This window comes from Ornithinibacillus liuyingii (assembly GCF_055550225.1).
The window spans coordinates 35,978-52,048 of sequence record NZ_JBPWOS010000015.1; the positions used below are offsets into that span (position 1 = coordinate 35,978).

Annotated in this window: 14 protein-coding genes; 8 read left to right on the top strand and 6 right to left on the bottom strand. The window is 39.1% G+C overall.

The window, feature by feature from the left end:
• Positions 1–47 precede the first annotated feature (47 nt).
• From ACSKT4_RS17465 to ACSKT4_RS17490, 6 genes are all read left to right on the top strand, one after another.
• A complete protein-coding gene (locus tag ACSKT4_RS17465) occupies positions 48–1,031 on the top strand; it encodes a Gfo/Idh/MocA family protein (RefSeq protein WP_211742546.1) in 984 nt (327 codons plus the stop codon).
• Between the two features lie 46 nt (positions 1,032–1,077).
• Entirely contained in the window at positions 1,078–2,040 is a 963-nt protein-coding gene (locus tag ACSKT4_RS17470; protein ID WP_186870719.1) for an ABC transporter substrate-binding protein, read from the top strand.
• Positions 2,041–2,421: 381 nt separating this feature from the next.
• Positions 2,422–3,942, top strand: a complete 1,521-nt coding sequence (locus tag ACSKT4_RS17475; protein WP_186870720.1) for a sugar ABC transporter ATP-binding protein — start codon at positions 2,422–2,424, stop codon at positions 3,940–3,942.
• Complete coding sequence (locus ACSKT4_RS17480; RefSeq protein ID WP_186870721.1) at positions 3,939–5,012, top strand: ABC transporter permease; 1,074 nt, start codon at positions 3,939–3,941, stop codon at positions 5,010–5,012. Before ACSKT4_RS17475 ends, ACSKT4_RS17480 begins: the two co-directional genes overlap by 4 nt.
• 53 nt (positions 5,013–5,065) lie before the next feature.
• Positions 5,066–5,734, top strand: coding sequence for a hypothetical protein (locus ACSKT4_RS17485; RefSeq protein WP_186870722.1), 669 nt, complete (start codon positions 5,066–5,068; stop codon positions 5,732–5,734).
• A gap of 5 nt (positions 5,735–5,739) precedes the next feature.
• Positions 5,740–6,714, top strand: a complete 975-nt coding sequence (locus ACSKT4_RS17490) for a Gfo/Idh/MocA family protein (RefSeq protein WP_186870723.1) — start codon at positions 5,740–5,742, stop codon at positions 6,712–6,714.
• Between the two features lie 314 nt (positions 6,715–7,028).
• Here ACSKT4_RS17490 and ACSKT4_RS17495 read toward each other — a convergent pair whose 3' ends face one another.
• The 4 genes from ACSKT4_RS17495 to ACSKT4_RS17510 all read right to left on the bottom strand — a co-directional run bounded on the left by ACSKT4_RS17495 (position 7,029) and on the right by ACSKT4_RS17510 (position 11,110).
• The gene (locus tag ACSKT4_RS17495) at positions 7,029–8,204 is read right to left on the bottom strand and encodes an amidohydrolase (RefSeq protein ID WP_186870724.1); all 1,176 of its coding nucleotides are present in this window, start codon (positions 8,202–8,204) and stop codon (positions 7,029–7,031) included.
• On the bottom strand, positions 8,197–9,435 hold the full coding sequence (locus ACSKT4_RS17500) for a Zn-dependent hydrolase (RefSeq protein WP_186870725.1): 1,239 nt from the start codon (positions 9,433–9,435) through the stop codon (positions 8,197–8,199). The genes ACSKT4_RS17495 and ACSKT4_RS17500 overlap by 8 nt, the downstream gene beginning before the upstream one ends.
• Before the next feature lie 21 nt (positions 9,436–9,456).
• Positions 9,457–10,653, bottom strand: a complete 1,197-nt coding sequence (locus ACSKT4_RS17505) for a hypothetical protein (RefSeq protein WP_186870726.1) — start codon at positions 10,651–10,653, stop codon at positions 9,457–9,459.
• 265 nt (positions 10,654–10,918) lie between these two features.
• Positions 10,919–11,110: a hypothetical protein gene (locus ACSKT4_RS17510; RefSeq protein ID WP_186870727.1), complete on the bottom strand. Its 192-nt coding sequence runs from the start codon at positions 11,108–11,110 to the stop codon at positions 10,919–10,921.
• 262 nt (positions 11,111–11,372) lie between these two features.
• Here ACSKT4_RS17510 and ACSKT4_RS17515 point away from each other — a divergent pair, with 262 nt between their 5' ends.
• Positions 11,373–12,197: an aldo/keto reductase gene (locus ACSKT4_RS17515; RefSeq protein ID WP_186870728.1), complete on the top strand. Its 825-nt coding sequence runs from the start codon at positions 11,373–11,375 to the stop codon at positions 12,195–12,197.
• 113 nt (positions 12,198–12,310) lie between these two features.
• Here ACSKT4_RS17515 and map read toward each other — a convergent pair whose 3' ends face one another.
• Complete coding sequence (gene map, locus ACSKT4_RS17520) at positions 12,311–13,051, bottom strand: type I methionyl aminopeptidase (RefSeq protein ID WP_186870729.1); 741 nt, start codon at positions 13,049–13,051, stop codon at positions 12,311–12,313.
• 644 nt (positions 13,052–13,695) lie between these two features.
• Here map and ACSKT4_RS17525 point away from each other — a divergent pair.
• Complete coding sequence (locus ACSKT4_RS17525) at positions 13,696–13,875, top strand: hypothetical protein (protein ID WP_465823703.1); 180 nt, start codon at positions 13,696–13,698, stop codon at positions 13,873–13,875.
• 62 nt (positions 13,876–13,937) lie between these two features.
• On the opposite strand, the gene tkt is transcribed toward ACSKT4_RS17525, so the two are convergent.
• Positions 13,938–15,935 carry a transketolase gene (gene tkt / locus ACSKT4_RS17530; RefSeq protein ID WP_211742554.1) on the bottom strand — a complete coding sequence of 666 codons (1,998 nt, stop codon included), beginning with the start codon at positions 15,933–15,935 and terminating at the stop codon, positions 13,938–13,940.
• Positions 15,936–16,071 lie beyond the last annotated feature (136 nt).

Genomic DNA, 16,071 nt, shown 5'->3' on the forward strand with positions numbered 1-16,071 from the left:
AATCCTTCATCAGTCATCAAAAAAACTAGATTGAAAGAGTGAAGGCAATGAAGAGAGTAGCCCTTGTAGGACTAGGGTTTATTGGAAAAAGTCATCTTGAGGCTTATCGGCAAATGGAGAATGTAAAGGTTGCCGCTATTTGTACAAAACATAAACATGATGCGAAAGCGTGCTCATCAATTCCTTTCGTTTCAGATTACGATGCGTTATTAAATGATGAATCTATCGATGTGATAGATTTATGCGTGCCTACGTATTTACATGAAGAGTTTATCATAAAAGCAGCACAAGCAAAGAAGCATATTATTTGTGAGAAACCACTAACTCTCACAAAGGCCAGTGCAGATCGCATTTATGAGGAAGTTCAACAACATGGTGTGCGATTATTTGTTGGGCAGGTGCTGAGATTTTGGCCTGAGTATCAAACAATTAAGGATTATCAGGGAAAAAAGTATGTAGATCATGTGGAGATTGTTCACGCTAGGCGTCTAGGGCAATTGCCTTCATGGAGTACATGGTTCCAACATCCAGAAAAAAGTGGTGGCGCTTTATACGATTTACATTTACATGATATCGATTTCGTTTATTACTTGCTTGGCGAAGTTGACAGCGTGTACGCAGTAGGAACACAGAATCCGTTTGGTGCATGGAATCATATAATGACAACGCTTTCTTTTAAAGGTGGAGCAAAGGCATTTATCGAAGCGTCTCATCGAATGCCAGAAGGTTACCCATTTACAATGGCTTTTCGCATTCAAGGGAGCAAGCAAACAATCGATTTCGAACTGAAGGCTTCAGAGAATATTGATCAGATTAAAGGAAGCAACTTTACTGTTTATGATGAAGGAAGTAAAACAGATATCCTAATTCAACAAGAAAATGCGTTCCAAGCAGAGCTTCGTTATTTTATAGATTGCATAGAAAATAATCAAGTAAATAGCATTGTTCCGTTAGCAGATGTTTTATATGTCATAAGGCTTCTAGAGGCAGTAGAGACATCACTGAAGACGAATCAAGTAGTAAAGGTTTGATAAACATTGGTTTCATTATTTTTACTATATTTTAGGGGGTTAGGAAATGAGAAAGTTTGTGAAGGTGTTTATTTTACTTGTGCTAGTCATAGTGCCAGTGCTTGCTGCCTGTGGAGCTGACAATACGTCAGGGGATGAGGGTACTGGCGATAAGTACAAAGTCGGTATTCTTGCACCTGCTGTTACACACGGTTGGGTAGCGGCTGTAGCTTATCATGCAGAAAATCGTGCGAAAGAATTATCTGATGAAATAGAGTATCAAATTTATACGAGTAGTGACGCATCAGAAATGACTTCCCAATTAGATGATCTTATTACATGGGGAGCTGAGGCAATAGTAGCTTTCCCACAATGGGAAGGAATGGAAGTTCCGATTCAACGTGCATTAGATGAAGGAATAAAAGTAGTGAATTTCGATATCGTCATTGATGTGGATGATGTCTATCGTGTTGCAGGTGATAACTATGATATGGGTGTGCAAGGTGCTAACTATATTGTAGATAAGATTGGAACGGAAGGTGAAGTTGTTATTCTAGAAGTGCCTTCATCTGGTTCTGTATCTGAACTAAGAACAGGAGGATTTCTGGACACTATCGAAGAGATTGCACCAGATATAAACCTGCATACGTATGCGACACAATTTACGAGAGAAGATGGTTTGAAGGATTTTGCTGATATTCTAACAAGCTTAAATCATATTGATGCCGTGTTCTCGTTAGATGATGAGACTTCGATTGGTGTATTACAGGCAATTGATGAGGCTGGTAGATCGGATATCCAAGTAGTAACAGGTGGTGGTGGCATGCAAGAGTATTTTAACATGATGCCAGAGAATGAGGACATTTGGATTCAATCTGCGCTTTATAGCCCGGCGATGGTTCAGGATGCAGTGGATACAGCAGTTAAGATATTAAAGGGTGAGGATGTAGAGAAGGAGACAATTATTCCTACTACTGTAGTAGATCGGGATAATTATGAAGAGTTTCTGGATGCAGTGTCTCCTTATTAAAATGTTGTCTGGTACACTTGCGATTTGGGATTTAATTTATCTAACGTGATGAAATAAGTGAACAAGAAGAGGCTGGAAAGCAGCAGGTAGATGAAAGGAAAACCCTAACGCTTAAGTTAGTATTCGTAATAGTTATCGGATATATATTGGACTATCGACTGGTAAGGATCACCATGCATTATTTTCAGTGGTAACGATATATTTTCCGGAGTTGGGGTATAAATTTGGATTTTGCATTTCATTTAGCACACTTCCATCCTCTTCTTTCTAATTGGTCCATTTTCTTACTTGGTATGAAAAAGCTAGACCGGATAAATGAAGACTTTTATTTCATAGTTTCTTTTTATAGCTTTTTTTATAAAATTACTTGGAAGTGATGGCATGAGAATTGAGATGAAAAATATAGTTAAATCCTTCGGAAGTAATGATGTGTTGAAGGATGTTTCCTTCTCGTTAAAGGGGGGAGAGATTTGTGCATTGCTTGGTGAGAATGGGGCTGGTAAGTCGACGTTGATGAATATCCTTGGTGGTATTATTCCGATGGATGCAGGAACTATACTGGTGGATGGCGAGGAGATAGCATTCCATTCGCCTGTCGATTCTATGGAAGCGGGAATTGCTTTTATTCATCAGGAATTAAATCTTATCAATGATTTACCTGTCTATGAAAATATGTTTCTTGGGCGAGAATTAAGGACGAAGCATGGAAGTTTAGACTTAAATCAGATGTATGACCGAACAAACGAGATGTTTAACAAAATGAATGTGGATCTAGATCCTGGGAAGATGGTAGGGGAGCTAGATGCGTCTTATAAGCAAATCGTTGAAATTTGCAGAGCTATGATGATGAATGCCTCTATTATTATCATGGATGAGCCTACTACATCCTTAACAGAATCTGAAATTGAAAGAGTCTTTGGGATGATGAGAACACTCGCAGAACACGGTGTTGGCATTATTTTTATATCTCATAAATTAAATGAAGTAATGGAAATTTGTAATCGTTATGTTGTGTTAAGAGATGGAAAATTGGTATCTGAAGGTACTGTAAAAAATGTTACGAAAAACGAATTAGCTAGCTTTATGGTTGGCTTTGATGTGCGGACAGAATCATTAAGAAGAGATAAGGATAAAGAAGAAATAGGGGAAGAGGTGTTGCGAATTGAAGCTTTAACAGAGGAACACCACTTTCGCGATATAAGCTTTTCGATACATGCTGGTGAAATAGTAGGAGTAACAGGTCTTCTTGGTGATGGGCGAAGTGAATTATTTCAAGCTATCTTTGGGGCTGAACAGTATACGTTAGGAAAAATATTTTTGAATGGAGAGGAAGTAACCATTCGTAGTACATATCAAGCAATTAAACAAGGAATTGCCTATCTTCCAAGAAATCGGAAGGAGAACGCGATTATAAAGGATATGGATATTCTTGAAAATGCATCGATTGTTACGTGGCCTAAGTTTGCGAAGCGGGGTGTGATCAATCGAGCAAGACATAAACAAATGTTTGAAGGCCACCGAGATAATCTGAGGATTAAAATGGACCAATTAACCGATAGTATTACAAGCCTTTCAGGAGGGAATCAGCAGAAAGTCGTCCTGTCGAAATGGCTCGCTGCCAATCCTAAGGTTCTTATATTGGATAATCCGACACAAGGAGTAGATGTAGGGGCCAAGGAGGATATTTACGATATTATTTTAAAACTAGCGGAAGAAAATATTGCAGTCATCGTTTTATCTAGTGAAGCACAAGAGATTATTCGTGTATGTGATCGAGCATTGGTTATGTATCATGGCGTAATTCAAGGGGAAGTCACAGGTGATGAAATGAATGAACATACCATTATGAGGCTGGCTACAGGCGGGAAGCTTGAGGAAGTAAAGGGGGTACATCCGAAATGAAACCAGAAATGGAACCTAAGGTAGATAGTACAGGGGATATAACAGAGAATAGAACATTCATTAGATGGATTAAGTGGAAATGGAAGAACGATCCGTTATTTAGTATTCTTATTGCCCTTATTATTATGGTTATATTACAAACATTGACACTTGGATTTGACTATAATTCCTTCGGTGAATGGTTCCAAGCTTGGACGAATAACTGGATAAATATTCTACGCAATAATGCAGGTGTTGGAATTGTTGCGTTAGGGATGACCTTTGTCATTATGACAGGGGGAATTGATCTATCAGTTGGTTCTACTTTAGTTATTACAGGTGCTTTTGCTATGTATTTATTAGATACTGGGGCACAGGGAATTCTTAGTTCAGTTGGTATCACTGGAGTTCCGGCTATTATACTAACCGTTGTTCTCGTGATGGCTTTTGGCTATTTATTAGGCACTTTAATCGGTGTTACCATTACAAAGGGAATGGTTCCGCCATTTATTGCTACATTGGGTGCGATGATGATTTTTCGAAGTGTTACCCAGCATTTTGCCCAAGGATATAATACAACCGTTCCAACAGAATTTTTACAGATTTCAAGTTTTAAGATTGGTAATTATATGATTATGCCAATTGTTTATTGGATTATTATTGCGGCAATTCTCTATTACGTATCGAAGCGGACTATATTCGGGCGGCAGATTATTGCGGTTGGGTCTAATGAACGGGCAGCTAAGCTATCTGGTGTTAATGTGAATAAGGTGAAGCTTCGTGTTTATAGCCTAATGGGGCTTCTCGTATCGATTGCTGCGATTATTCAAGTATCTCGTATCGGTTCGATGGACTTCTCTAATGCGGGGAGAGGGATGGAAATGGATGCAATTGCTGCAGCGGTTGTTGGTGGCACAAATATGCTTGGAGGAAGAGGGTTTATTCTTGGGACAGTATATGGAATGCTGATTATTGCTGTTATGAATAATTTATTAAATCTATTTGGTGTACCACCTTATTTAAGAGAAGCATTTAAAGGTGTCATTGTCATCGTTGCGGTTCTGTTGCAGCGGAAACAGAAAGCGGCTTAAATTGGGACAGGATGGTTTCCTGTTCCTTTTCATGTGGGATAGGAGGAGTTTTTATGGTGAAAGTTGTTATAGCAAATTTAAAAAAGGTTCAATTGGATAGAGAAGTTGTTCGTTCGCTAGATGGCGTTAGTGATCAAGCAGTATTAATGGATTGGCATGACGTTTCATGGGACGAATTGGGAGAGCATGATGTATTTGTTCCAGCTAGCTTGCTAGATTCGATTGTAAATGATCAAGCATTTATTTATCATGAGCTTAGTTTATATCCATTTTTCCAAGAAATAAAAGCGAGAATAATAGAGGATGGAAGTCCTTCTGGTGTGTTTCGATTTAGGCGAGTGGTAGATGAAGCAGTAAACAGTGCTATTATTACGAGTGATTTATGTGTACTGGAATCTATCTTTGGTCAGCCAGGAAATCTTGTATTGAAGCGTAGCAATGAAGATGTTGTACCACATCATGTTATTTTGATGGTTCAATATAAAAAGGTAATCGCTCATATTGAATATACATTCTCTGGTGATGAATCTATTCAAATAGAATGGAGTGGTGCTTTGAAGATGATAGAATTTCATAGTGATGAACGAACATCATTGAAACCTGGGGGGAATAAGTTACCTCTTTCGTATCGGATAGATTCTATTTTAACTCACTCCAAGAAGTACGAGTTAGTGATAGGGACATTTAATACTTATCAGAAGCAGATTGAAATGGGGGGATAGGAATCATGAAAATAGGAATCATGAGTTTTGCTCATATGCATGCCTTTCGTTATGCAGACTGCCTTAGAAGTTTAAAAAATGTAGAACTAGTCGGGATATGGGATGATAATATCTCTCGTGGGAAGGAGGTAGCCGCTAACTATAAGACAATGCATTATATCGATCAAGATGCCTTCCTTGCACTCGATATGGAGGCTGTCATTATTTGTAGTGAAAATGTACGTCATAAAGAGATGGTGCTAAAGGCAGCGGCTTGCGGGAAGCATATTTTATGTGAAAAACCAATTGCTACGAATCTAGATGATGCAAAAGAGATGATAAAAGTATGCGAGGAGAATGGCGTTATATTGCAAATAGCTTTTCCTGTACGATTTAGTGAACCTATCATTCATTTAAAGGAGCTAATTGATGCAGGAGTACTAGGTGATATTGTGGCTTTTCGCACCACAAATCGTGGTCAAAATCCAGGGGGATGGTTTATTGATAACGCGTTAAGTGGAGGGGGAGCGGTATTAGACCATACCGTACATATGATTGATATTATGCGCTGGTTCCTAGGGAAGGAAGTGGTAGAGGTTAATGCGTTAGTAGATACGTATTTTAATAACATTAATATGGATGATGCGGGTTTACTTACATTGGAGTTTGAAAATGGTGTCATCGCCTCACATGATGCAAGCTGGTCAAGACTTCGTGAATATCCGATATGGGGAGATGCAACAATCGAAGTTATTGGTACTAAACAGACAGTGAGTGCGGATGCCTTTGGGGAATATTTCCGTCTATATACAAATGATCGTAAACCACTAACCTATGTTTTATATGGTAGTGATATGGATTTAGCCTTAATCAAAGATTTTGTGGCATGTGTTGAAACTGGTCGGGAGCCGTTTATCACTGGGGATGATGGACTGAAAGCATTAGAGGTTGCATTAGGGGCATATGAATCTAGTAGGAAGGGGATGCGAGTAAGGATTTAAATAGTCGTTTGATTAAAAACTGTTTGTGGAGTAGGCGGAATGATTGATAGAAGTGTTCAATCGATTAAAACAATCTGGGATATTAGAGATATTGATTAATAAAAGCAGTTAATTATTCAAAGTCGAGAGGGAGTGGAGAGAATTGATTAATAGTAGTATTAAACTATCCAAACCTAAAAGCAAGACCAGATAAAATGGGGTTGTCAAATGAATAGTGTAAGTTTTAATACACACTTCCTTTCAATCTACCAAAAAAACAGGTCAGCCCTACCTCATTTCAGGTGAACTGACCGTGTGATGTATGCTATGCATTACTATTTATTTAAATATCCCCATGCATACTGAGCATAAAGCTCTGCCCCTACGACAAGAGCGTCCTCGTCGATATTGAATTTTCCATGATGATGCGCCCATTCGGTATCTTTTTCTGGATTACCACTACCGACAAGTGCGAAGCAACCAGGTGCCTTTTTAAAATAATCGCTGAAATCTTCGCCACCCATGGTTGGCTTTTCGTGATACAATGCGTTTTCTCCAAAAGCTTCATGTACGATGTTTTGTGCCAGCTTAGCACTTTCCTCATCATTAATAACGGCTTGTGTTCCTCGGGTGTATTCTAGTTTTGCGGTCGCCCCATATAAAGCGGCTACCTGATCTGCATAGTGCTGGAGCTGGCTTTCGATATGGTCCCGTACTTCGGGATCAAAGCATCGAACGGTTCCCTCGATTACGGCATTTTCGGCAATGACATTGAAGCGGGTACCGACATCCATTTTTCCGATGGTCACTACAGCTGGTTGCTGTGTATCGATCGTTCTTGATACAATGCTTTGCACATTCATGACAAAGGAAGAGGCTACAATAGCTGTATCGACACAGGCATGAGGAAGTGCTCCGTGTCCACCTTTCCCTTTGAAGGTTACTTTAAATAAATCAGCAGAGGCAAAGGAAGGTCCTGCTGTACAGGATACTGTCCCTGTCGGCATTTGCGACCATATGTGAATGCCAAAGACATTGTCTACATCATCGACAGCCCCCTGCTTAACGAATGCTTTCGCTCCTTCTGCTACTTCCTCAGCTGGTTGGAATAATAACCGTACATTGCCGGGCAGGTCGGCTTTTCTTTCATTTAACACCTTAGCTGCAATCAATAGCATAGCAGTATGGGCGTCATGGCCGCAGGCGTGCATTTTTCCGGGGTACTTAGAAGCATATGGTAAAGCTTGATTTAATTCTTCAACAGAAAGGGCGTCCATATCACCTCTTAATGCTACGGTTTTTCCTGGTTTTCCCCCATGAATAGTAGCAATTACACCAGTTGGCTCTGTTCTACGATAGGAAATTCCTAATTGACCGAGGTAATCACAAACAAAATTGGTTGTATTGTATTCTTCCCAAGAAAGTTCAGGTTCGCTATGAAGTTTCCTACGAAGGGCAGTTAATTCTTCCCTGTATTGTAAAATGCCTTTTTTTATCGTTTCATTAATCATGATCCTCTGCCTCCGTTAATTTCTTGGCAGTTTCAAATAGAATTTCAACCGCTCTAGTAATATCCAAGGAGTCAGACCATTCTTCCGGGGTATGGCTAAGTCCATTTTTACTAGGAATGAATAGCATACCCACATCGGTCACTTCTGCAAGTACCATTGCATCATGACCAGCTCCGCTATTAATGGAACAATACGGAATCTCTAAATTACCGCTAGTTTGTTTTAATAGATTAACAATGGTCGGATTCATTACTTTAGGCTCCATATATAATTGTTGGGTAATCGTAATTTGAATTCCATCCTCCTTATTGGATTCAATTAGATTGTTCATTTTACGAATTACATTTTGGATATGCTCTTCTTTACCAGAACGTATATCTACGGTGAAGACGGTCTTTTTCGGGATGACATTAGAACCGTTTGGAAATACATTTAGTTTTCCGGTAGTTACCACGGTACCATCACCTTCTGCGATTGCCAGAGCAGGTAATTGGCTGATAATCTGTGCTGCTTTTACTAAAGCATCAGCCCGGCGATTCATTGGAGTTGTCCCTGCATGTCCTGCCTGACCTTCTACTGTGATTTCAAATTGAGTTAGACCGACGATTGTTTTGACTACCCCGATCGGGATTTTCTTATCTTCTAATATAGGCCCTTGTTCAATATGCAATTCTAAGAAAGCTTTGATTGTTTTTGGATCTCTCTTTTTCGGAAGTGATGGATTAAGGCCGATTTCAGTCATTGCATCTACTGTAGTGATCCCATTAGAATCCGTTAGCTTAAAAAATTCCTCTTCACTAAGTAAACCAGTGATTCCTCTGGAGCCCATTAATCCACCACTAAATCTAGCACCTTCTTCCTCAATAAGGGCGATCACTTCTAGGGGATATTTAGGTTTAACGCCTTTTTCTTTAAACAAAGCAGCTACCTCAAGTCCGGCTACTACTCCTGCAGGCCCATCATAGGATCCGCCATGCGGAACCGAATCAAAATGGGAACCAATTAGAACACTTGGTGCATCTTTTAACGTTCCTTCAAGTTTTCCAAAAATGTTACCTAACCCATCTTCATGAACCTGTAATCCGTATTCCTTCATCTTTTCTTTTATATATTCCCGAGCTTGTTTGTCCTCCTGACTATATGTGAGTCTAGTTGTTCCTTGGCCAGGGGTTGCTGTGAAATTACTTAAGGTTTCGATATGTGCTTCAATACGAGCTTGTAGATTGTTCATGTTAATCTCTCCTCCATCTATTTACAAGAAGCTTACGAAAATGCCGGCTAGTACTACCGATACAATTGTAACGGTGATAAATCCTCCAACGAGCATCGGTGGTAGCATGTGGCTTGTTAGAACTTCTTTTTCTTTTTCATCTTTCGTTAGCGAGTTGATAACTTCATTTGTAATAATGTAGTCCGCAGGGAATCCATAGAGTGCCGTTAACGAAACAGCAAAGGCCATTTCTTTGCTTACCTTTAAGAGCTTACCAGCAATAAAGGAGAAAATGTACATCCCAACAACCCCAATAATGATAGAACCGAGCAGCGGAAGAATAATTTCCGCCATCATACTTGGTGTTGCTTGCTTTAATCCGTCAAAAATGAAAAGCATCAGAGCCATGATGGCAAAGCCAAATCCGTTTGCCTTTTGCAATACTTGTTTTTCCAAAAAGCCAATACTTTTCCCAATAATACCGAATAGTAAGCAAAGGACAAATGGACTAATGGACACAACAGGTTCTACTAGTGTTGAAACAAAGTATGCTAGGAATGCTACGATAATCAATCTAAAGAATTTAAAGAATTCTGTGTTGTATTTATCAGGTAGATTTTTAAATAGTTTCAGACTAGATTCGTTTGATCCAGTCGTTTTATCAGCTGCTTGTACGTTTTCAGTTACTGCTAATTCACCATTTCTATATTGTTGAAGGAGTCTTTTTCCTTCCTTCTTTAGCATAATGGATGTAATTGGATATCCTGCAAAGCCTTGCATGACATAGATGACGATGGCAAATACAGCTAAAGAAGTAAGTCCCGCAGCACTAGCTCCATCAGACATGATAATTGCGGATACTAAACCACCAATTAATGGGGGAATAGCGACAACCATGGTTTTAAATCCAAAAATGAAAGTACCAATTCCGAGTAAAAATACGATAATTCCGACAATTCCGGATATAGCAATAAGAATCGTTTTCCATTGGGCTTTCAGTTCTTGTAAGGAAAGAAGTGTACCCATGTTGGTAATTAACAAATACATTAGCATCGTGGCTACTGCAGATGGGATACCAGCGATGGAGACAATATCTTGTGGGAAAAAGGTCCAATATCCAATAAGGAATAGGACAGCACTAATGAACATAGACGGTATCCATGCCTTTGTTCTAATGGCGACCCAATCCCCAACTAAAAGGATAAAGACAACAATAACTAATGCTAGCATTTGGGACATAAATACACCTTCTCTTTGTGTTTTTTCACAATTATTTCGAAAAACGAAAAATTGTGATGTTATTAATAGTAATACTATTTAATTAATATGACAATCGTATTTTTTGATGTAAAGGTTTCCATATGAAAGATTATTAATTGCTAATATTATGATAAAATTTGCTATTTTGAGGGGGGTTATAATAAATGAAGGGGACTTACCCTTCTTGTTATTAGGTCCAGTCCCTATAAGACTTTCTATCTTATTAGAAGTGAAAAATTCACCTTTAAAATTGTCTTTTATTTTTATCTAGATCTAGTATAACGGATATCATTTCACCGTCGTATATTGGTGTTGTACTAATAATTTTTGCTCCACTATATGCTGCATTCCGTTTAATCTCTTCCAACTCCTTCTGACTATAGACTAATCGTGTGATTCTAATGACATTCCTACTTTTGCTTTGTAAGCTTGTCACGAACTTTCCTCCTTCTTCTATGATATGGAGATTCGCTCTTGTAGGCTTTCCGGATTCGATTCCTTTTTACGCGTAAATTTGGTTGCTATCAATCTATGTTTTTTGCCTTTAACCGCCCTCTGAGTAATATTCAGTGTATGAGATTAGTGCTTTTATCATGCGTGTAGTTTTAGTAAAAAAAGCTTGTTCTCCTTGTAAATTAGTAATAATTCGAACTACTCATGATAAAATTAGTTTACTAGGAGGAAGGGAGTGTTGTTGAATGATTAAGAATTTGGCGGATACAGTAGTATTAAATAATGGTGTCAAAATGCCTGGTTTCGGCTTAGGGGTATACAAGGTAGAGGACGGTGAAACAGTAGTCTATGCAGTCCGTACAGCAATTGAATATGGTTACCGACATATTGATACAGCATCTTTCTATCATAATGAGCGTGGAGTAGGGAAGGCGATACGGGAATCTGGAATCCCACGTGAGGAGTTGTTTATTACTTCTAAAGTGTGGAATGATCAACAAGGCTATGAATCTACCTTAAAAGCATTTGATGAGAGCTTAGAAAAGCTTGGGACGGATTACTTAGATTTATATCTAGTTCATTGGCCAGTCTCTGGGAAGTATAAAGAAACGTACAGAGCACTCGAAAAGCTATATGAAGATGGTAGAGCTCGGGCCATCGGGGTTAGTAATTTCCATGTGCATCATTTAAAAGATTTACTAACTGTTTGCAAAGTGAAGCCTGCTATTAACCAGGTGGAGTATCATCCTCATTTGACTCAAGTGGATCTGAAGGCTTTTTGTGAACAAGAGAATATACAGCTTGAGGCGTGGTCTCCATTAAAGCGCGGTAGACTGCTAGATAATCCTATTTTAACTGAAATCGGAAAAAAATACCGTAAGTCCGTACCACAAGTTATCCTACGATGGGACATTCAGAATCATGTGATTACCATTCCAAAATCAATAAAGGCAGAAAGAATTCGCGAAAATGCTGATATCTTTGATTTTGAATTAACAGATGGTGAAATGAAGCAAATCAATGAATTAAATATTAATGAAAGATCTGGATCTAATCCGGATGATTTTTAACATGAAAAGCTCCTTGTCGATAGGACAGGAGCTTTTTGTTTAGAGAGGAGGCCTATTTGAGCTCGTGATAAACTTGCAATATTTATGTTGTAGAGCAACTGTATTTTATTGTTCTATAATGTAGTAATAATTGGTCCTTCTTTTGTCAAAATAATTGTATGCTCATATTGAGCCACAATGCTTTCATCAGTTAGGAAAGTCCATCCATCTTCTGATTGGAAAACTTCCTCTTCTAATGTAGAGATAAAGGGCTCAAAGGCAATTACCATTCCATCTTTTAAAATTTCATCATCCCAGCGAGAATAGTAATTCAGAATATGATCTGGTGCTTCATGAATGGAGCGACCAATACCGTGTCCAGTAAGATTTTTAACGACTGTTAAGCCATGCTGTTTTGCTACATTGTGTGCAGCTTTTCCGAGTCCGCTTAATTTCGAACCGGGTTTTGCTTTTTCTAGTCCAGCGTAGAATGCTTCCTTGGCAACTTCACATACTTTCTGTGAAATGCTCTCTCCATTTCCAACTACAAAGGAAATTCCGGTATCTGCAAAATAACCGTTTTTTGAACCGGAAACATCGATATTAACCAGGTCACCTTCTTGAATAGTCCGGTCACCTGGAATCCCGTGTGCTACTTCTTCATTTATGCTAATGCACGTATAGCCTGGGAAATCATAGACTCCCTTTGGTGCAGATTGAGCCCCTGCTTTTTCGAACATTTCACCGGCAATTTCATCGAGTTCCTTTGTCGTAATGCCAGGCTTAGTACGGTGGACTAATTCATCTCGAATCGCTCCACATATTTTTCCAATTTCTTTTAAACCATTAAAATCTTCTTCAGTCTTTGCAATCATCGTATATCCTCACTTTATAAAGTTTTTATACCATTTAGATTCTAGTATGCATAAAAAAGCGGATTTTAGCTATTATATTAAACTCTCTTTAACTATATAATCTATTTAATAATCTAGGATGAAGGTGGATTCTTGGATAAGAGCGGTTATTGTTGGAAGTTATCTAAAAAAAATAACGGGTGAGATGGGGGAGAACGGTAAAAATGGGGTATCAGTGTCCTAATCACGGTGGAGAGGGAGAAAAAGGTAACAGAGAGCAATTATCGATGCCCTAATCACAGTGGTGAGGAAGAAAAAGGCAACGGAGAGCAGTTATCGATGCCCTAATTATGATGGAGAGGAAGAGAGAGGTAACGGAGAGCAATTATCGATGCCCTAATTAAGATGGAGAGGGAGAAAAAGGTAACGGATAGCAGTTATCGATGCCCTAATCACGGTGGAGAGGGAGAAAAAGGTAAAAGAGCAGGGTTATCAGTGCCCTAATTATGGTGGAGAGGAGGTTAAAGGTAACAGAGAGCAGTTATCAAATCCCTAATAACGGTGGAGAGGGAGAGAAAGGTAACGGAGAGCAATTATCGATGCCCTAATTAAGATGGAGAGGGAGAAAAAAGGTAACAGAGAGCAATTATCAAAGCCCTAATCACGTGGAGAGGAAGAAAAAGATAACGGAGCAGTTTTATCAGTGCCCTAATCACGGTGGGGAAGAGGATAAAGGTTATGGAGCACTGCTATCAATAGAAGAAGCTGCTTCCCCCGCTAATCAACCCCGATTAACATACCGGATACGACGCCCAATAAAGCCTCTTCAATTAGCAATTAAATAACCCCCTTCCAGTAAATAGATTTATATCTACCTACCCAAAGGGGGATTAATGAATTTATTAAATTATAATACTTCTTCTACTGCTTTCACGACGTTTTCTACCGTGAAGCCGTATTTTTCGATTACTTCATTTCCAGGTGCGGATGCGCCGAAGCGGTCAATACCTAGTACTTTACCATCTAGGCCTACATAACGTTCCCAGCCGAATGTAGCTCCCATTTCTACAGCTACACGCGCTTTGACGTTTGAAGGGATTACGCTATTTTTGTATGCTGCATCTTGTTTTTCGAATCGGTCCCAAGATGGCATGCTTACTACGCGGACGTCAATACCTTTTTCTTTTAGGATACTTTGAGCTTGTACAGCTAGTTGTACTTCGGAACCAGTTGCTAAAAGAAGTGCGTCTGGTGTTTCTTTTTCTGAATCACTGATGATATAAGCACCTTTTTGAACACCTTCATAAGCATGTTCTTTTGTTCCTTCTAAAGTAGGAAGTGCTTGTCTAGTTAAAACTAGGGCTGTTGGTGTATCAGTAGATTCTACAGATAAGCGCCATGCTGCAGCTGTTTCATTGGCATCAGCTGGGCGGATTGTAGATAGACCAGGCATTGCACGTAATGCTGCAAGATGTTCGATTGGTTCATGTGTAGGGCCATCTTCTCCAACTGCGATAGAATCATGTGTTAAAACATAAGTTACAGGTTGGTTCATAATTGCTGCTAAGCGAATAGAAGGACGTAGGTAGTCATTGAATACGAAGAACGTACCACCGAATACTTTTAATCCACCGTGTAGCGCCATACCGTTTAATGCAGCACCCATAGCATGTTCACGTACACCAAACCAGATGTTACGACCTGTGTAATCGTTTCTAGTGAAGTCCTCTTCACCGTTAATTGTTGTTTTATTGGAACCAGCTAAGTCGGCACTGCCTCCGATAAAGTTAGGTACAGCTTTTGCAATGGCATTTAATACTTTTCCAGAAGAGTCTCTCGTTGCAAGCTTGTCTACACCAGCTTCGAAAGTAGGGATTGCTTTTTCCCAGCCTTCAGGAAGTTCGCCATTAATTGCTTGCTTAAGCTCTTTGGCTAATTCTGGATATTGTTCTTCATATTGAGCTAATAATGTATTCCATGCTGCTTCTTTTTCAGCACCGGCTTTCACGATTTTTTCATTAAAGTCAGTATATACTTCTTCTGGTACTTCGAAAGGTTCATGCTCCCAGCCGTAAAATTCTTTTGTTAATTTTACTTCATCTCCACCAAGTGGTGAACCGTGAGAAGCAGAAGATGCTGATTTATTAGGTGATCCGTAACCGATAACTGTTTTAATTTCGATTAATGTAGGTTGCTCGCTATTTGCTTGTGCTGCTTGGATTGCTTTTCTAATTTCTTCAATATTAGTACCGTCTTTTACGTATAGCACTTGCCATCCAAGTGCTTTGAAGCGATCTTGTGTGCTTTCTGAGAAGGAACGGTCAAGATCCCCATCCAGTGAGATATCATTTGAATCATATAAAACGATTAGCTTTCCTAAACCTAAATGTCCAGCTAGAGAAGCTGCCTCTTGAGAAATTCCTTCCATTAGATCACCATCACCAACAAGTGAATACGTATAGTGATCCACAACAGCTAAATCTTCCTTATTATATTTACTTGCTAAATGACGTTCTGCCATTGCCATACCAACAGCCATAGCGATTCCTTGGCCAAGTGGACCAGTTGTCGCTTCAACACCGTCTGTATGGTTAACTTCTGGATGTCCTGGTGTTTTAGAACCCCATTGTCTGAAGTTTTTCAAATCATCAATGGTTACATTATAGCCAGATAAATGAAGCAAGCTGTATAAAAGCATAGAACCATGACCAGCAGATAGGACAAAGCGGTCGCGGTTAAACCATTTTGAGTTTTTAGGATTGTGATTCATGAAATCGGTCCAAAGTGTATAGGCCATCGGTGCAGCGCCCATTGGTAAGCCAGGATGTCCTGAGTTTGCTTTTTCAATTGCATCGATTGATAATGTACGAATAGCATTAATCGATAATTGTTCAACAGTCGTCATATCTAATAATCTCCTTTTCTATTTAACTAGATAAGTGAAATGAAATTGCTTTCACAGATTAATAGTATAACGAATAAAGAGGAATAACAAGGATTTAATTGTACATAACTGTGAACAATAATTGTAAATCCTTTGA